This window comes from Streptomyces sp. R44 (assembly GCF_041053105.1).
GTDB lineage: Bacteria > Actinomycetota > Actinomycetes > Streptomycetales > Streptomycetaceae > Streptomyces.
The window spans coordinates 8132720-8150187 of sequence record NZ_CP163444.1 but is presented as its reverse complement, the minus strand read 5'-3'; the positions used below and the strand labels follow the sequence as shown (position 1 = coordinate 8150187).

At 73.0% G+C, this 17468-nt stretch carries 13 protein-coding genes; 9 read left to right on the top strand and 4 right to left on the bottom strand.

The window, feature by feature from the left end:
- Positions 1 to 46: 46 nt before the first annotated feature.
- Complete coding sequence (locus AB5J54_RS37690; protein WP_369148446.1) at positions 47 to 1327, top strand: glycoside hydrolase family 6 protein; 1281 nt, start codon at positions 47 to 49, stop codon at positions 1325 to 1327.
- 91 nt (positions 1328 to 1418) lie between these two features.
- On the opposite strand, the gene AB5J54_RS37685 is transcribed toward AB5J54_RS37690, so the two are convergent.
- Complete coding sequence (locus AB5J54_RS37685; RefSeq protein WP_369148445.1) at positions 1419 to 1904, bottom strand: universal stress protein; 486 nt, start codon at positions 1902 to 1904, stop codon at positions 1419 to 1421.
- A 4-nt stretch (positions 1905 to 1908) separates the two neighbouring features.
- Positions 1909 to 3210: an SLC13 family permease gene (locus tag AB5J54_RS37680; protein ID WP_369149584.1), complete on the bottom strand. Its 1302-nt coding sequence runs from the start codon at positions 3208 to 3210 to the stop codon at positions 1909 to 1911.
- A 213-nt stretch (positions 3211 to 3423) separates the two neighbouring features.
- On the opposite strand from AB5J54_RS37680, the gene AB5J54_RS37675 reads away from it, so the two are divergent.
- Complete coding sequence (locus tag AB5J54_RS37675; RefSeq protein WP_369148444.1) at positions 3424 to 5586, top strand: glycoside hydrolase family 9 protein; 2163 nt, start codon at positions 3424 to 3426, stop codon at positions 5584 to 5586.
- Between the two features lie 137 nt (positions 5587 to 5723).
- A complete protein-coding gene (locus AB5J54_RS37670) occupies positions 5724 to 7238 on the top strand; it encodes a glycoside hydrolase family 43 protein (RefSeq protein ID WP_369148443.1) in 1515 nt (504 codons plus the stop codon).
- 154 nt (positions 7239 to 7392) lie between these two features.
- Here AB5J54_RS37670 and AB5J54_RS37665 read toward each other — a convergent pair whose 3' ends face one another.
- Positions 7393 to 10068, bottom strand: coding sequence for an FAD/NAD(P)-binding protein (locus AB5J54_RS37665; RefSeq protein ID WP_369149583.1), 2676 nt, complete (start codon positions 10066 to 10068; stop codon positions 7393 to 7395).
- Between the two features lie 232 nt (positions 10069 to 10300).
- Between AB5J54_RS37665 and AB5J54_RS37660 the strand changes: the two genes are divergently transcribed.
- Both AB5J54_RS37660 and AB5J54_RS37655 read left to right on the top strand, forming a co-directional pair.
- Entirely contained in the window at positions 10301 to 10762 is a 462-nt protein-coding gene (locus AB5J54_RS37660; protein WP_369148442.1) for an Rrf2 family transcriptional regulator, read from the top strand.
- 39 nt (positions 10763 to 10801) lie between these two features.
- On the top strand, positions 10802 to 11377 hold the full coding sequence (locus AB5J54_RS37655; protein WP_369148441.1) for a histidine phosphatase family protein: 576 nt from the start codon (positions 10802 to 10804) through the stop codon (positions 11375 to 11377).
- 24 nt (positions 11378 to 11401) lie between these two features.
- Here the strand turns inward: AB5J54_RS37655 and AB5J54_RS37650 are convergent, their stop codons facing one another.
- Positions 11402 to 12709 (bottom strand): ROK family protein, encoded by a 1308-nt coding sequence (locus AB5J54_RS37650; RefSeq protein ID WP_369148440.1) that lies wholly within the window; start codon positions 12707 to 12709, stop codon positions 11402 to 11404.
- Positions 12710 to 12845: 136 nt separating this feature from the next.
- On the opposite strand from AB5J54_RS37650, the gene AB5J54_RS37645 reads away from it, so the two are divergent.
- The 4 genes from AB5J54_RS37645 (at position 12846) to AB5J54_RS37630 (ending at position 17453) form a co-directional block, all read left to right on the top strand.
- Complete coding sequence (locus AB5J54_RS37645; RefSeq protein WP_369148439.1) at positions 12846 to 14150, top strand: ABC transporter substrate-binding protein; 1305 nt, start codon at positions 12846 to 12848, stop codon at positions 14148 to 14150.
- Positions 14151 to 14162: 12 nt separating this feature from the next.
- Entirely contained in the window at positions 14163 to 15155 is a 993-nt protein-coding gene (locus tag AB5J54_RS37640) for a carbohydrate ABC transporter permease (protein WP_369148438.1), read from the top strand.
- Between the two features lie 19 nt (positions 15156 to 15174).
- The gene (locus AB5J54_RS37635; RefSeq protein ID WP_369149582.1) at positions 15175 to 16014 is read left to right on the top strand and encodes a carbohydrate ABC transporter permease; all 840 of its coding nucleotides are present in this window, start codon (positions 15175 to 15177) and stop codon (positions 16012 to 16014) included.
- Positions 16015 to 16082: 68 nt separating this feature from the next.
- A complete protein-coding gene (locus AB5J54_RS37630) occupies positions 16083 to 17453 on the top strand; it encodes a GH1 family beta-glucosidase (protein WP_369148437.1) in 1371 nt (456 codons plus the stop codon).
- Positions 17454 to 17468 lie beyond the last annotated feature (15 nt).

Sequence of the window (17468 nt, the reverse complement as noted above, 5' to 3'; positions counted from 1 at the left end):
AGGCACCACCCACCCGCCTGTCCCCGTCCTTCGACCAGGAGCAACCATGAAGCCACTCAGCCTGAGACGCCGCGCGACCGCCGCCCTCGCGGCGCTCGCGGCCTGCGCCGCCCTCACCGCGACGCAGGGACAGGCACAGGCCGCAACCGCCGGCGACGGGATCGCCCCGACCACGAAGTTCTACGTGGACCCGCACAGCAAGGCCGCCGAGCAGGCGCTCGTCGACCTCGGGAACCGCGACGTCACGAACGCCGTGAACATGGCGAAGCTCGCGAGCTGGCCACAGGCCGAGTGGTTCACCGAGGGCACTCCCGACGAGGTACGGGCCAAGGTGAGGCGTCTCGTCCGCGAGGCCCGGGCGGTGAACCGGACCCCCGTCCTGGTCGCCTACAACGTGCCGGGCCGGGACTGCTCCCAGTACTCCAGCGGCGGAGCCGCGTCCTCGGCCGCCTACCGGCAGTGGATCGACGCCTTCGCCGCCGGGATCGGCGACAGCAGGGCGGTCGTGGTCGTCGAGCCCGACGGCCTGGCCCTCCTCCCCAGGGACTGCGGGCCGGCCGTGGACCCGACCGGCGCACTCACGGCGACCCGCGTCGCCGACCTCGAGTACGCGGTCAGGACCCTCAAGTCCAGGGCCCGCACCGCGGTCTACCTCGACGCGGGCAACGTCCTGTGGCGGCCCGTCGGCGACATGGCGCGGCGGCTCCTCGACGCCGGCGTCCGGTACGGCGACGGCTTCTCCCTCAACGTGTCCAACACCCACCCGACCGACCACAACGCCCGGTACGGCACCTGGATCGCGAAGTGCATGTGGTTCGCCACCGAGGGACCCGCGTACGCACGCGACCACACCGACTGGTGCGCCACGCAGTACTACTCGTCCGCCGCGCCCAACGACGGGGCCCCCGGGAACGCCGTGGACTCCGCCGACCCCTCCACCTGGCGCTGGACCGACGCCTGGTTCGACCGGAACGTGGGCACCCCGTCGAGCGACGCGCTGCACCACTTCGTCATCGACACCAGCCGCAACGGTCTGGGCGCCTGGACCCCGGAACCCGGTAAGTACAGCGGGGACCCGGAGATCTGGTGCAACGCGCCCGGCCGGGGCCTCGGCCCGCGTCCCACCGCCGACACCGGCGTCCCGCTCGTCGACGCCTACCTGTGGATCAAGGTCCCCGGCGAGTCCGACGGCAGCTGTACGCGCAACACGGGCGGCACGATCGATCCCGAGTACGGCATCGTCGACCCGCCCGCCGGCACCTGGTGGTCCGACCAGGCCCACTCGCTGGCCCGCAACGCGGCGCCGCGGCTGACGTTCGACCGCTGAGCGGTCGGGCGCCTCGGTGACCGGCATCGCCTCCTGGCCGAAGCCCTCCTCGCTCCGGCTGCCGGAGCCAGGCAGCCGGGGCCTTCCCCCGTCAGGGGCCGGGAGGCTGCGGCAGGGTGGGGAGCCCCGGCGGCGGCTCGGGCCAGACGAGCAGGACCGGGCAGGGGGCGTGGTCGACGACGAAGCGTGCGGCGGGCCCGAGACTGTGCGGACCGAGGTGGGTGCGGTCGCCGTCACGGGCCAGGATCAGCAGGTCGCCTCCCTCGGCCGCGGCGACGACCTCGCGCTCGACGCGCCCGGTGCGCTCGGTACGGGAGCAGGGGCGGCCAAGCCTGTCGGCGGCGTCCTGGAGCAGTCGCTGCCCGGAGGCGGTGGCGAGGTGTTCCAGACGTGTGCCGGGGTCCCTCTCGGGATGGCCACGGCCGAGGAGGCCGGCGAAGGCCCCGTGTGCCGCGCCGGGAACGTCGGCGGGGGTGACGTGCAGCAGGACGACGTCGGCGTCCGCCGGCGCGTGCGTGCGGGCGGCGTCCACGCAGGCACGCCAGGTGCCCTCGACGATCCAGACGACCACGGCCATGGGGTCAGCCTCCTCCGATGACGGTCAGCGAGAGCCACAGTGCCAGGACGGCGGCGACCAGGCTCGTGGGTACGGCGTACACGCCGAGCTTGGTGAACTCCTTCAGCTCCACCTCGCCGTCGTGGGCGTGGACGATACGCCGCCACAGCAGGGTCGCCAGCGATCCGGCGTAGGTGAGGTTGGGGCCGATGTTGACGCCCAGCAGGACGGCGAGAACGGCACCGGGTCCCGACGGGGCGGTCAACGGCAGCAGCACCAGGACGGCCGGCAGGTTGTTGATGACGTTCGCGAGGACGGCGGCCAGCGCGGCGAGGGCCAGCAGTTCGGGCAGGCCCGTGCCCTCGGGGATCAGATGGCCCAGCGCCTCGTCGAGACCGTTGTCGACCACCGCGAGGACCACGATCCCGAGGGCCAGGACGAAGGCGAGGAAGGGCACGGAGGCGGCCCGGACCAGCGCCCGCGGAGTGGTGCGGCGCCGGATCAGAGCGCGGACGGCCAGGGCCAGCGCGCCCGCCAGGGCCGCCCACGCGGGGTCGATGCCGATCACGGAGGTCAGGACGAAGCCGGCGAGCGTGCAGCCCACGGTCACGAGGGCGAACAGCGGCAGCTCCGGCGGCTCGGTCTCCAGCGGGGCCTGCGCTCCGGCGTCGAGGTCGGTGGCGAAGAAGCGCCGGAAGACGAGGTACTCGACGCCGATCGCCGCCACCCAGGGCAGGGCCATCAGCGCGGCGAACCGCGTGAAGCTCAGCCCGCTGGCCGCGAACGCCAGCAGGTTGGTGAGGTTCGAGACGGGCAGCAGCAGGGACGCCGTGTTCGACAGGTGGGTGCAGGCGTAGACGTGCGGTTTGGGGCGTGCGCCGATACGGGCGGCGGTGGCGAACACGACCGGGGTGAGCAGCACCACCGTGGCGTCCAGGCTGAGCACGGCCGTGATCGCCGACGCGGCCAGGAACACCTGGACCAGCAGACGGCGTGGCCTGCCCGCCGCCGTACGCGCCATCCACGCCCCGCACGCCTGGAACAGGCCTTCGTCGTCACAGAGCTGAGCCAGCACCAGTACGGCCGCCAGGAAGCCGATCACCGGCCCGAGCCGTTCCGCCTCGGCCAGGGCGTCGTCGAAGGAGATGGCCCCGGTGGCGATCACCAGTGCCGCGGCCGGGACGGCCACGACGGCCTCCGGCCACCCGAAGGGGCGGATGACCGCACAGGCCAGCACGAGGACGAGCAGGGCTGCGGACAACGTCTCCGCGAGCTGGGGGTTCAGGATCGGATCCTTCCGTAGCGACGGTCGGGCCGTCCGCACCATCGCGCAGAACGTTACGCCCTGCGACATCACGCTCCGCACATTGACCGGGTGGCCGGCTTCTCGCCGCTCCGGTCGAGCCCGTTGACGGTGGCGACAGGCGTCATTACGGTGCGCTCGAGATCTCCGGCCCTTCGACCCCTGTTCGACATACCGTCGAGTGGGAGCGCTCCCAACCCCTTCTTGCCGACCCGCCACGACACACAGGAGCCGCTCATGCCCCGCACCACCAAGCCCTTACGCCGTCCCCTGCGCCTCTCCACCGCACTGCTGGCGGGGACTCTCCTCCTCGGCGGTCTCACGACCGCGCCGGCCGCCGCGGGCGCCACCGCCTCCCCGGCGGCCACCACGGCCGTACGGGTCAACCAGGTCGGCTATCTTCCGGACGGCCCCAAGCGGGCCACCGTCGTCACCACGGCGCCGGGCGCGCTCGCCTGGCAGCTGCGGAACGCGTCCGGGACGGTGGTCGCCTCGGGCTCGACCGTCCCGTACGGCGCCGACGCCCCTTCCGGGCAGTCCGTCCAGGTGGCCGACTTCTCCTCGTACCGGAGCGCGGGCGCGGGATACGTCCTCGCGGTGGACGGCAGCGGCAGCGTCCCCTTCGACATCCGCGCGGACCTCTACGACACGCTGCGCTCCGACGCGATGGCCTTCTTCCACCACCAGCGCAGTGGCATCTCCGTCGACGCCTCCCTGGTGGGCGCCGCGTACGCGCGCCCGGCCGGACACCTCGGCGTCGCGCCCAACAAGGGCGACACCTCCGTCCCCTGCCAGGCCACCGTGTGCGACTACACCCAGGACGTCAGGGGCGGCTGGTACGACGCGGGCGACCACGGCAAGTACGTGGTGAACGGCGGCCTCTCCGCCTGGCTGCTCGTCAACTCCTTCGAGCGGGCCGAGCGGGCGGGCAAGGGCGCGGCGCTCGGCGACTCGACCCTCCGCGTCCCCGAGCGTGGCAACGGGACGCCGGACGTCCTGGACGAGGCGCGCTGGGAGCTGGACTTCCTGATGCGGATGCAGGTGCCCGAGGGCAAGCCGTACGCGGGCATGGCGTTCCACAAGGTCCACGACGCGGCCTGGACCGGCATGCCGATGCGCCCCGAACAGGACGCCCAGCCGCGCGAGCTGCACCGTCCGTCCACGGCGGCGACCCTGAACCTCGCGGCGGCCGCCGCGCAGTGCGCCCGGGTCTTCCGTCCGTACGACTCCGCCTACGCCGACCGCTGCCTGTCGGCCGCCCGGCGGGCCTGGGCCGCGGCCCAGACCCATCCGGCCCTGTACGCACCGGCCTCGGACAGCACGGGCGGCGGCGCGTACGAGGACAACCGGGTCACCGACGAGTTCTACTGGGCGGCCGCCGAGCTGTACGCGACGACCGGCGAGAGCGCCTACCGGGACGCGGTCACCGCGTCGCCCTGGCACACCTCCGCCGAGGCCTTCAGCCCGTACGGCTTCGGCTGGGCGGACACGGCCGCGCTCGGCCGGCTCGTCCTGGCCACGGTTCCCAACGGACTGCCCGCGACGGACCTGGCCCGGGTCCGGGCCTCCGTGACCGCGGCAGCCGACGCGCACCTGTCCAGGATGGGTGCCCAGGGCTACGCGGTGCCCGTCCCCGCGGACGGGTACTTCTGGGGCTCGAACGGCGAGGTCGCCGACGACGCGGTCGTCATGGCCGTCGCCGGGGAGCTGACCGGCGACGGGCGCTACCGCGCCGGCGCGCTGGAGGCCCTGGACTACCTGCTCGGCCGCAACGCCCTCGGCCTGTCGTACGTGACCGGCTACGGCGAGACCTCCTCGCAGAACCAGCACCACCGCTTCTGGGCGCATCAGCTGGACCCCTCGCTGCCCCACCCGCCGGCCGGGTCGCTCGCCGGCGGCCCCGACAGCGCGCTCCAGGACCCCGTGGCGCAGGAGAAGCTGACCGGCTGCGCCCCCGCCGCCTGCTACGTCGACGACATCGGCTCGTACTCCACCAACGAGGTGGCGGTCAACTGGAACGCCCCGCTGGCCTGGCTCGCCGGCTACGCCGCCGAGCGGACGTCCGGCGGTGGCGAGCCGCCCACCTCCGCCTGCGCGGTGACGTACACGGTGAACAGCCTCTGGAGCACCGGCTTCACCGCGACCGTCACCGTCAGGAACACCGGCTCGACGCCCGTGGACGGATGGCAGCTGACCTGGCCCTACCCCGGCGGCCAGCGCGTCACGAGTGCCTGGAACGCGACCGTCACCCAGAACGGCACCGCCGTCAGCGCCCGCGACGCCGACTGGAACCGGACGATCGCCCCCGGCGCGACCGCGAGCTTCGGCGTCCAGGGAACGCACAGCGGCAGCAACCCCTCACCCGCCGCCTTCGCGCTCAACGGGAACGCCTGCGTCTGATCCGCCGAACGGCCGGGCCCGGGCGCGCGGTTCCGCCCGGGCCCGGCCGACACCGCACCACCGCCCCGCACGCCCGTCGGCACGAGGTCGTGAACCGCCCCACGCCCGCATCACGATTCGACCGAAGGACTTCTCAGGTGCCCCCTCTGCGCCGGCCGGACGAACGCGTCACCAACCCCGTGATCCCCGGCTTCCACCCCGACCCCAGCGTCTGCCGCGTCGGCGACGACTACTACCTGGTGTGCTCCACCTTCGAGTACTTCCCCGGCGTCCCCGTCTTCCACAGCCGTGATCTGGTGCACTGGACGCAGATCGGCAACGCCCTGGACCGGCCCGAGCAGTTGCGCCTGCCGGTGGACATGCCGTCGTCCGGCGGGATCTACGCCCCGACCCTGCGCCACCACGACGGCCGCTTCTGGCTGATCGTCACCCACTGCAGCGAGGGCGGCGGCAACTTCATCGTCACGGCCACCGACCCCGCCGGACCGTGGTCGGACCCCGTCCGGGCCCCGGGTGTCCCCGGCATCGATCCCGACCTGGCCTGGGACGAGGACGGCACCTGCTGGTGCACGGTCGCCGGGGTCGCGCAGGTCCGCATCGACCCGTCCACCGGACGGACGTACGGAACACCGCACAAGCTCTGGTCCGGCGGGCCCGGCGCCAAGGCCCCGGAGGCGCCGCACCTGTACCGGATCGGCGGCTACTGGTACCTGCTCATCGCCGAGGGCGGCACCGAGCGCGGCCACGGCGTCTCGATCGCCCGCGGCCTCACGCCCGCCGGCCCGTTCGAGCCGTGCCCGGCCAACCCGATCCTCACCCACCGCGGCACCGACCACCCCGTCCAGAACACCGGCCACGCCGACCTGGTCCAGGGCCCCGACGGCTCCTGGTGGATGGTGCTGCTCGGCGTCCGGCCGGGCGGCGGCACGCCGGGCTGGCACGTGCTCGGCCGGGAGACCTTCCTGGCCCCCGTGACCTGGGTGGACGGCTGGCCGGTCGTCGGCGAGGTCGCCCTCGACCTGCCCGAGCTCCCGTGGCCGCTCTCCCCCGGCCCTGCCGAGGAGCGGCGGGACGACTTCGACTCGGCCGAACTGCGGCCGTCCTGGATCTCCCTGCGCGACCGGTCCCCCGAACACTGCACCACCGAGGAGCGCCCCGGCTGGCTGACGCTGCGGGCGCGGGGCAGCTCCCTGGACACTGCCGACGTGGTGTTCACCGGCCGGCGGCAGCAGCACCTCGCCTGCCGGGCGCGCACGCTGGTCGACCCCTCCGAGGGGCGCGGCGGTCTGGCCGTCCGGCTCGACGAGCAGCACCACTACGCGATCGAGGCGTCCGGTACGAAGGTGCGGGTCATCGCGCACGTCGGCACCCTGCGCACGGTCGTGGCCGCGAGTTCCGCGCCGGCCGGGCCGGTGGTCCTCAGCGTCACGATCACGGAGCCACCGGCTGCGCACGGGCCGTGCACCGGACCCGATGTCGTCTCCCTGGGCTTCGAGCAGGCCGACGGCACGTACACCGGTCTCGCGACCCTCGACGGCCGCTACCTGTCGACCGAGGTCGCCGGCGGCTTCACGGGCCGGGTCATCGGCATGTACGCCGCGACAGGAACCGTCCGCTTCGACTGGTTCGACTACGAGCCCCTCGACGACTGAACAAGGCCCCCGAACCCGTACGCCCCCGAAAGGCATGACGCATGAGGGACATACGGCCGGCCCTGGGGCGCGTTCGCCGACGGATCCGAGCGCACCGTCCTCGGTCCCGGACCCGTCGCCCGGTCCTGCTTCCCGGACCGGGCGGCAGAGTCCCTCAAAGGCTCAGGCCGGCCAGCCTGCGGCGGTCGAGCGGGGACGCGCGGCGGTCGAGGCGCTGTTCGAGGAGGTGGCGGGCGGTGTCGCTGTGACCCGCCTCCACCAGCGCGTACAGCAGGGTCTCCTCGACGACCTCGCGCTGTGCCGCGCTGCCTCCCACGCGGCGCAGCGAGGGCAGCAGTCCGCGCAGTTCCCGGACCGCGGTGGCCCACTCCTCCTCCAGCACCGCTTCCAGCGCGTCGCACAGCGGGACGACGACCTCCCGCTGCACCGGGTCGGCGCCGGCCGCGTGGGCGCGCAGGCGGCGGAGTGCGGGGAGGTCGCCTGCGGCGGCGAGGGCGACGGCACTGTGCAGGGCCGTGAACGCGGTCGAGGGACGTTCGACCAGATCGCGGGCGACCGCGTCGAGCACGCCGTCGACGGGGACGCGGCCGGTCCAGTTCCGGGACATGCGGGCCCGCCACAGCAGGGAGCCGGAGTCGACGAGGGCCCGCACCCCGTTCACCTGGCCCGGGGCGAGCTGGGCGAACCAGCGGCGGCGTACCGCGGCGGAGTCGTCGAGGGCCAGTTCGTGGAGCGCCACGTGCCAGGAGAAGTGCGCCCGGTGCACGGCGCCCCGGCCCTGGCCGCCGATCCAGCCGTCGAGCCAGTCCCGGCCGGCGCGGTGCTCACCCGACTCGTAGTGGACGTGGGCGAGGGCGTGCACGGCGTGGCCGGAGGCGGGTTGCGCGGCGAGTGCCGCCCGGGCGAGCTCGCCGGCCTCCTCGATCCTTCCCTGCTCCTGCCGGACGAAGGAGAGGAGCGAGGTGTGGAACCAGTGCCCCTCGTAGGCGGACGCGGTCCGCTCCACCAGGCCGAGGGCCAGGGTGCCGTCGAGGTCCGCGACGCCGGAGAAGGCGATGGTGGGGACGGCGATGCCGAGTGCGAACGCGTCGGCGGGGAAGCGGCCGAGGTGGTCGACGAGCGCCGTGTCGCCGTCGCCCGCCGCACCTGCGTGGGCTTCGTGCTCCTTGATGCGGCGCGTGACGACCTCGACGAACGACCGCTCGCGCTCGTCGCCGCGTTCGCGCACGCTGCGCTGGGCGTCCGCCAGCTCCCGGGCGACGTCGACGTCCGCTCCGCACTCGTGGCCGAGCAGGGCGAGTGCGGCGTGCCCGAGCGCGAACCCGGGGTCCAGTTCGACGGCGCGCGCGAACGACTCGGCCGCCTTCGCCCGTACGGTGATCACCCGGGCGAGTCCGCAGCGGAAGGACGCCGCGGCGGCGGCATGGGTGGACAGCGGCAGTCCGAACTGGTCGGTGGGGCGGCGGCGTGCCGCCCGGGGGGCGCTGGTGAGCGGGGCGAGCACGGCCTCGGCGATCTCCTTGGCCTGCTGACGGATCTCGGGCATCGCGGTCGTCTCCCACAGCTCGCCCCGGCGGGGCGCGCCCAGGGTGAACAGCGGACGCTCCCGCTGCCCCCGGGCGTCGAGCAGCCGGCCGCCGTCGGTCGACACACCGATGCCCAGCGGTCCGGGTACGGCGAGGCCGTCGGACAGCAGCCCGCTCCACAGCGGGTCGCCGCCGGCGTCGGCCCGCAGCCCCGGCCCCGTACAGTCCACCACCCATGCCACGCGCAACTCCCGGCCGTCGGCGAGGGAGACGCGCAGGCCGCCGTCCTCCTGGGGTGCCGCGGAGGCGACCCGGCCGGCGTGGACGCGGAGCCGGCGGGCCGCGCGCGCCCGGGAGACGGTCTCCGCGGTGGAGGGTGCCATGCGATGCCGGTGCACGTTCCACGGGGTGGCGTCACGGCCGAGGAACTCCGCCCGCTCGTCGTCGGTGAGGCCCTGCCAGAGCCGTACGATCTCGGGCCGCAGCCCGTCGAAGGCGGGCCGCCAGTCGCCGTGGGCGCGGCGCGTGGCGGCGAAGTGCCGCATCAGCTCCCTGCGGAGGCGGGGGAACGGGAGGGCGGCGAGGCCCGCCGGCGGCGGTACGGGGGGCAGCGGGGCGACCGCGTGCGGCTGGGGAAGCAGCCCGCTGCGGGACACGGCGTGCACCGTGCGGCCGGGACGGTCGAGGACGAGCGCGAGATCGACGGCGGTGAGACCCGTGCCGACGAGGAGGACGTCGTCCGACGCGCCGACGGCGTCGAGCGCGCCCGGCGCCCAGGGGCGGGGGACGAACCGGTCGGAGGCGACGAGCTCGGCCGGGGCCCAGCCGGACCGGCCCGCCGCGGGCCCGGTGGCGAGGACGACGCCGTCCGCCGTGACCGTGCCGCCGTCGGCGAGCCGGAGCTCCAGACGCCCCCCGGCCGTGTCGGCGCACCCCACGGCCCTGGTGCGCAGCCGCCGTACGGAGACCGTGCCGTGCGCCGTGATGATGGCCCGGCCGAGCGTGTCGGCGAGATACGAGCCGTAGCGGTACCGGGAGGCGAAGTCCGCCGCGGTGACGGTGGGTTCGCCGTGGCGGCAGAGCCAGCGCCGGAAGTGACCCGGGTCGTCCGGGTAGCAGCTCATGCCGCCGACGGGGACGTTGAGCCGGTGCTCGGGAACCTCGGTGGCGTACGCGGTGCCCCGGCCCGCCTCCGGCGCGGGGTCGACGAGGATCAGATCGAGCGGGACACGGCGTCGGGCCGCCCCTTCGCACAGCTGGACGGCGACGAGCGCACCGGCCGCGCCCGCGCCGACGACGGCCACGGTCGGTCGAGGACGGGCGGACTCGGCGGACGGCGAGGACACGACGGGTACCACGGACTCCACGGAGACCTCCGACCAGAAACGGGAGCTGCACGGCCGATGTTCACTATGTCGATGAACAAAGTGGAGTGGCAACGCCGCTTCCGGACAACAACGACACGCCGGGGTGCTGTCGACGGCTTGCGGATGCCGCCGCAGGTCGGGTTCCCGTCACTCGTGAGACATTGAGTCCGTGAGGATCTCAGCACGAACGGACTACGCCATCCGGGCCATGGCCGAGTTGGCCTGCTCCCCCGACCGGCCCCTCAAGGCCGAGGACATCGCCGGACGCCAGGACATCCCCGTCCGCTTCCTCTTCGTCGTGCTGAGCGACCTGCGGCAGGCGCGTCTGGTGGGCAGCGTGCGCGGCCCCGACGGTGGCTACTCCCTGACCCGGGCGCCCTCGGAGATCTCCCTCGCCGACGTCATCCGCGCGATGGACGGACCACTCGTCAGTGTGCGCGACCTGAAGCTGACGGGTCTCGAGTACCAGGGTGCGGCGGCTCCCCTGCCGGATGTGTGGCGTGCTGTCCGGACGAGTCTGCGCCAGGTCCTGGAGAGCACGACCCTCGCGGATCTGGCGACGGGCACCCTGCCCGAGGTCGTACGGGACCGGGCCCGCGACTACACCGACGACGTGCGGACGTACCCCTAGGGCCTGTCCGTTCCGCGACCCACGCCTTACGCTCACGGTGTGCCGCCCTCCACCGAGACTCCTGAGCGCGCCGGATCCGCCGCCGACGGCCGACCGCGCCGGCTGTTCGTCCTGCGGCACGCCAAGAGCGCCTGGCCGGACGGCGTCGCCGACCGGGACCGTCCCCTCGGCCCGCGCGGGCTGCGTGACGCCCCGGCCGCCGGGAGCTTCCTGGCGGAGAGCGGCGTACGGCCCGACCTCGCCCTGTGCTCCCCGGCGCGGCGCGCCCGCGAGACCTGGGAGCTGGCCGCCGCGGAGCTGGACGGCCCGGTGCCGACCCGCCACGACCCGCGGCTGTACGGGGCGGACGCATCAGAGTTGCTCGACGTCCTGCACGGCGTACCGGACGAGGTCGCGACCTTGCTCCTGGTCGGGCACAACCCGGGCCTGGAGGACCTGATCCCGCTGCTCGCGGCCCGGGCGGTCGGGGACGCCCTGGACCGTGTACGGAGCAAGTTCCCGACCTCCGCGATCGCCGTCCTGACCTGGTCCGGCACCTGGACGGACCTGCGCCCCGGCGCGGCGCTCCTGACGGACCTGGCGATTCCCCGCGGAGCCCGGACGGACTCCGGCTGATCCCCGGGACGGTGTGAGGCGGCGTCAGGGGGTGACGCGGTCCGCGAGGGCCGTCTGCCAGGCGGGCGCCGGCGTACTCGGGGTGGTCTCGGGACGGCGGCCGCCCCGGGCGAAGAAGTCGTCCAGGGGGAGGAGGGCCGCGCCGACCGTGACGGCCTCGGGTCCCAGGGTGCCGAGGCCCACGCTGGTGCGGCTCGCCGGATAGCGCAGGGCGTACTCGGTCGCGTACCGGGTGACGGTGTCGAGGAAGCGGGCGCCGAGCTGGAGGCCGGCCCAGCCGCCGACGAGGATGCGTTCGGGCTGGAAGAGGTTGATGAGGTCCGCGAACCCCGCGCCGAGGTATTCGGCGGTCTCTTCGAGGACGCTGAGGGCCGTGGCGTCGGGGACGGTGCCGGACTCGGCGGGGTAGGCGGCGGTGAGCATGGCGGTGAGGGCGGTCTCCTCGTCGGCGGCGGCCGGCGGGGCGCCGCCCGCCTCGCGCCAGCGGGCGAGGAGGGCCTCGGCACCGGCGTACGCCTCCAGGCAGCCGCGGGCACCGCAGCGGCACCGGCGCCCTCGGACGTTGACGGTGAGGTGACCCCATTCGAGGGCGCGTCCGGGCCGGAGGGGGTCGGTGACGACGCAGGCGCCGACGCCGGAGCCGAAGAGGACGGTGACGGCGCTGCGGGCGCCGCGGCCGGCGCCGAACCACATCTCGGCCTGGCCGAGGGTCTTGGCGCCGTTGTCGATCCAGTAGGGGACGGTGTCGGGGAGATCGACGGTGCGGCGCAGGACGGTTTCGAAGGGGACGGCGTCCCAGCCGATGGTCTGTCCGTGGACGACGGCGCCGTCGTCCGGTGTGTGGGCGACGATGCCGGGGACGCCGACTCCCACGCCGAGGAGCCGGTCGGGGGTGACACCCGCGGTGCGCAGCACCTGCGCGATGCCGTCGCGGACGTGGGCGACGACCAGATCCACGTCGTAGCGGGAGGTGCGCGGCCCGGTGCTGGGCAACGCCCTGTCGGTGCGGGCGAGTTCGGTGAGGGTGAGGTCGAAGAGCTCGACGCGGACACGGGTCTCGCCGACGTCGACGCCGATCATGCGGCCACTGTCGGGGCTGACCCGCAGCAGGGTCTGGGGGCGTCCGCCCGCCGAGTCGACGCTGCCGGCCTCCTCGACGAGGCCCTCGGCGACGAGTTCGGCCACGACGTTGCTGACGGAGCCCGAACTCAGCCCGGTCGCGGGCCCGAGCATGAGGCGGCTCATCGGTCCGTCGAAGTACAGCCTTCGCAGTACGGCGGTGCGGTTCTCGCGCCGCAGGTCACGCACCGTACGGCCACTTGTCGCGTGCACGTGGGTTCCCGTCTCTGAAGTCCTTCGGTGCAACATACCCGCATTCCAAGCCTTGACGCGACCTTCTCGCGAGGATTAACTCACGTCCTAAATTAAGCCGTTGCCCTCCCGTCGTCCTCGAAAGGGCCCTGGAGCCATGCGCACTGTCAGAGCCGCCGTCACCACTTCCGTCGCCCTCTCCCTCGTCTTCGCCGCCACCGCCTGCGGTTCCGGCGACGGGGCCGACTCCCAGCCGAAGAAGCTCACCTACTGGGCCACGAACCAGGGCACCAGCCTGGAGGCCGACAAGAAGGTCCTCCAGCCCGAACTCGACAAGTTCGAGAAGCAGACCGGCATCAAGGTCGAGCTGGAGGTCATCCCCTGGTCCGACCTGCTCAACCGCATCCTCACCGCCACCACCTCGGGCCAGGGACCCGACGTCCTCAACATCGGCAACACCTGGAGCGCCTCGCTCCAGGCGACCGGCGCCCTCCTGCCCTGGGACGAGAAGAACTTCGGCACGATCGGCGGCAAGGACCGCTTCGTCGACTCCGCGCTCGGCTCCACCGGCGCCCCCGGCAAGGACCCGGCCGCCGTGCCGCTCTACTCCATGGCCTACGCGCTCTACTACAACAAGAAGATGTTCGCCGACGCGGGCATAACGAAGCCGCCGACCACCTGGGCCGAGGTCGACGCCGCCGGCAGGAAGCTCAGCAAGGACGGCAGGTGGGGCATCGGGGTCGAGGGCTCCAACCTGTCGAACAACATCCACCAGGTCTTCGTGCTCGGCAAGCAGCACGGCACCGACTTCTTCACCGCCGACGGCAAGGCCGACTTCACCTCCGAAGGCGCCGTCGCCGCCGTCAAGCAGTACGTCGACCTGATGGCCCACTCCAAGATCGTCGCGCCCGGCAACGCCGAGTACGCCCAGAACCAGTCGCTCTCCGACTTCGCCAAGAACCGCACCGGCATGGTCCTGTGGCAGACCCCCCAGCAGACCTTCGCCGCCCAGGGCATGTCCGAGGACCAGTGGGGCGTCGTCCCGGCCCCCGTCGCCTCCGGCACCCCCGGCCAGGGCGTCCAGACCAACTCCATGGTCGCCGGCATCAACATCTCCGTCTTCAAGAACACCAGGAACCTCGACGGCGCCCTCGAGTTCGTGAAGTTCATGACCGGTGACGAGGAGCAGATCCTCCTCAACAAGACGTACGGCTCCGTCCCGCCGGTCAAGTCCGCGCAGGCCGACCCCGCCTTCGGCTCGGCCTCGCTCGCGGTCATCCGCGACACCCTCGCCAAGAGCGCCTCCGCCCTCCCGCAGGTCCCCGAGGAGTCCCAGTTCGAGACCGTCGTCGGCACCGCGGTGAAGGAGCTCTTCGCCGACGCCGCCGCGGGCCGCCCGGTCACCACCGAATCCGTGCGGGCCAAGCTCGACAAGGCCCAGCAGCAGATGCCGAAGAAGTAGGCAGCGGCCGAGATGACCCAGACCGCCGTCACTCAGCGGAGTGAGCGCGCGGTGCGCACGGCCGGACCCGAGGCGGCGCCCGCACGGCGCCGCTCCGGGCGCCGCCGCATCGCCCTCCCGTACCTGCTGCTGCTTCCCGCACTCCTCCTCGAACTCCTCGTCCACCTCGTCCCGATGCTCATGGGCATCGGCATGAGCTTCAAGGAGCTCACCCAGTTCTTCATCCGGGACTGGTCGTCCGCGCCCTGGGCCGGCCTCGACAACTACTCCGTCTCGATCGACTTCGACGCGCCCGTCGGCCAGGCCCTCCTCACGTCCTTCCTCACCACCTGTCTGTTCACCCTGGCGTCCGTCGCCCTGTGCTGGTTCCTCGGCACGGCCGCCGCCGTCCTCCTCCAGGAGAACTTCCGCGGCCGCGGCCTCCTGCGGACCCTCTTCCTCGTCCCGTACGCCCTGCCGGTCTACGCGGCCGTCATCACGTGGGCGTTCATGTTCCAGCGGGACAACGGCCTGATCAACCACGTGCTCCACGACCAGCTCGGCATCGGCGACAGCCCCGCCTTCTGGCTCATCGGCGACAACAGCTTCTGGGCCCTGCTCACCGTCTCCGTGTGGAAGGGCTGGCCCTTCGCCTTCCTGACCGTCATGGCCGGACTGCAGAACATCCCCCGGGACATGTACGAGGCGGCCGCCCTCGACGGCGCCGGCGTCTGGAAGCAGATCCGCCACATCACCCTGCCGTCCCTGCGCCAGGTCAACCAGGTCCTCGTCCTGGTCCTCTTCCTGTGGACCTTCAACGACTTCAACACGCCGTTCGTGCTCTTCGGCAAGGCGGCACCGGAGGCGGCGGACCTGATCTCCCTGCACATCTACCAGTCGTCCTTCCTGACGTGGAACTTCGGCACCGGGTCGGCGATGTCCGTGCTGCTCCTGCTGTTCCTCCTCCTCGTCACAGGCGTGTACCTCCTGCTCACCACCAGGGGAAGGAAGGCCTCCGATGCCTGAGCGAGCCCCCCGCTCCCCCATGGCCGCGCCCCGCTCCTTCCTGTGGACCCGGCGGATCCTCCTCACCCTGCTCACCGGCTTCGTCCTGCTGCCGCTGTACGTCATGGTCTCCAGCTCCCTGAAGCCCCTCGCGGACGTGTCGGGGAAGTTCGAGTGGGTCCCGTCCGGTCTCACGCTCCGCCCGTACCTCGACATCTGGGACACCGTCCCGCTGGCCGACTACTTCCTGAACTCCCTGACCGTGGCGGGCGCGGCCACCGTCTTCTCGGTCGCCGTGGCGATCCTCGCCGCGTACGCGGTCAGCCGCCACGACTTCCGGGGCAAGCGCGTCTTCACGGTCACCGTCCTGTCGACGCAGATGTTCCCCGGCATCCTGTTCCTGCTGCCGCTGTTCCTGATCTACGTCAACATCGGCAACGCCACCGGCATCGCCCTGTTCGGTTCGCGCGAAGGCCTGATCCTCACCTATCTGACCTTCTCGCTGCCCTTCTCCATCTGGATGCTGACCGGCTACTTCGACTCGATCCCGCGTGAACTCGACGAGGCCGCCGAGGTCGACGGCTGCGGCCCGGTCGGCGCCCTCTTCCGGGTCATCGTGCCCGCCGCCCTGCCCGGCATCGTCGCCGTCGCCGTCTACGCCTTCATGACCGCCTGGGGCGAGGTCCTCTTCGCCTCCGTCATGACCGACGACACCACCCGCACCCTCGCCGTCGGCCTCCAGGGCTACGCCTCCCAGAACGACGTCTACTGGAACCAGGTGATGGCCGCCTCCCTCGTGGTGAGCGTGCCCGTCGTCGCCGGGTTCCTCCTCCTGCAGCGCTATCTCGTCGCCGGCCTCACGGCGGGCGCGGTCAAGTGACCCGTCCTGCCGCACCCTCCCCCGGCCTCCGGCCCCACACCCTCCGGCCTTCCACGAAGGGGTTCCCCTTGTCCGACACCACCGACCACCGCACGCTCGACCTCGGCGCCTTCCCCGCGGACTTCGCCTGGGGCACCGCCACCTCCGCCTACCAGATCGAGGGCGCCGTCGCCGAGGACGGCCGCGCCCCCTCCATCTGGGACACCTTCTCCCGCGTCCCCGGCGCGATCGACCACGCCGACCACGGCGACACGGCCTGCGACCACTACCACCGCTGGCCCGAGGACATCGCCCTGATGAAGGAGCTGGGCACCGACACGTACCGGATGTCCGTCGCCTGGCCCCGCGTCGTCCCGAACGGCGACGGGCCCGTCAACCAGGCCGGGCTCGACTTCTACGACCGGCTCGTCGACGGACTCCTCGACGCCGGCATCACCCCCAACATCACCCTCTACCACTGGGACCTGCCGCAGGCCCTGCAGGACCGCGGCGGCTGGACCGTCCGCGAGACCGCCGAGCGCCTCGCCGACCACGCCTCCGTCGTCGCCGCCCGGCTCGGCGACCGGGTCACCCGGTGGGCCACCCTCAACGAGCCGCTCTGCTCCGCCTGGATCGGCCACCTGGAGGGCCGGATGGCCCCGGGCCTGAGGGACCTCACGGCCGCCGTCCGCGCCTCGTACCACCTGCTCCTCGGCCACGGCCTCGCCACCGCCGCCGTCCGCGCCGCCGCGCCCGGCGCCCACGTCGGCCTCGTCACCAACCACTCCACCATCACCCCGGCCTCCACCCGCCCCGAGGACATCGCCGCCGCCCGGCGCGCCGACGGGCACACCAACCGCTGGTGGCTCGACCCGGTGTACGGGCGCGGCTTCCCCACCGACATGCGCGAGCTGTACGGGGTCGAGCTCCCCGAGCGGCCGGGCGACCTGGAACTGATCGCGGCCCCGCTCGACTGGCACGGACTCAACTACTACTTCCCGGAGACCGTCGCCGACGACCCCGCCGGGCCCGTCCCCCACGCCCGTTCCGTACGCCTGCCCGGCGTGCCGCGCACCGCCATGGACTGGCCGGTGGACGCCGGCGGCCTGGAGGCCTTCCTGCTCCGCCTCACCGAGGACTACGGGGTACGGAAGCTGTACGTGACCGAGAACGGCTCGGCCTTCCCCGACACCGTCGACCCCGACGGCGAGGTGCACGACCCGGACCGCACCCGCTACCTGGAGCAGCACCTCGCGGCCTGCGCCCGCGCGCTGCGCAAGGGCGCCCCCCTCGCCGGGTACTACGCCTGGTCCCTGCTCGACAACTTCGAGTGGGCCTACGGCTACGACAAGCGCTTCGGCCTGGTGCACGTCGACTACGCGACCCAGCGGCGCACGGTGAAGTCGAGCGGCCGGCGGTACGCGGACATCATCCGCGCCCACCGGACACAGCACGGCTGACCCGGCAGCAGCACT

Bases quoted from the DNA above. Each gene is read 5' to 3' on its own strand.
- AB5J54_RS37645 (WP_369148439.1), top strand. From the start codon at position 12,846: ATGCGCACTGTCAGAGCCGCCGTCACCACTTCCGTCGCCCTCTCCCTC.
- AB5J54_RS37640 (WP_369148438.1), top strand. From the start codon at position 14,163: ATGACCCAGACCGCCGTCACTCAGCGGAGTGAGCGCGCGGTGCGCACG.
- AB5J54_RS37680 (WP_369149584.1), bottom strand. From the start codon at position 3,210: ATGGTGCGGACGGCCCGACCGTCGCTACGGAAGGATCCGATCCTGAAC.
- AB5J54_RS37675 (WP_369148444.1), top strand. From the start codon at position 3,424: ATGCCCCGCACCACCAAGCCCTTACGCCGTCCCCTGCGCCTCTCCACC.
- AB5J54_RS37685 (WP_369148445.1), bottom strand. From the start codon at position 1,904: ATGGCCGTGGTCGTCTGGATCGTCGAGGGCACCTGGCGTGCCTGCGTG.
- AB5J54_RS37635 (WP_369149582.1), top strand. From the start codon at position 15,175: ATGGCCGCGCCCCGCTCCTTCCTGTGGACCCGGCGGATCCTCCTCACC.
- AB5J54_RS37690 (WP_369148446.1), top strand. From the start codon at position 47: ATGAAGCCACTCAGCCTGAGACGCCGCGCGACCGCCGCCCTCGCGGCG.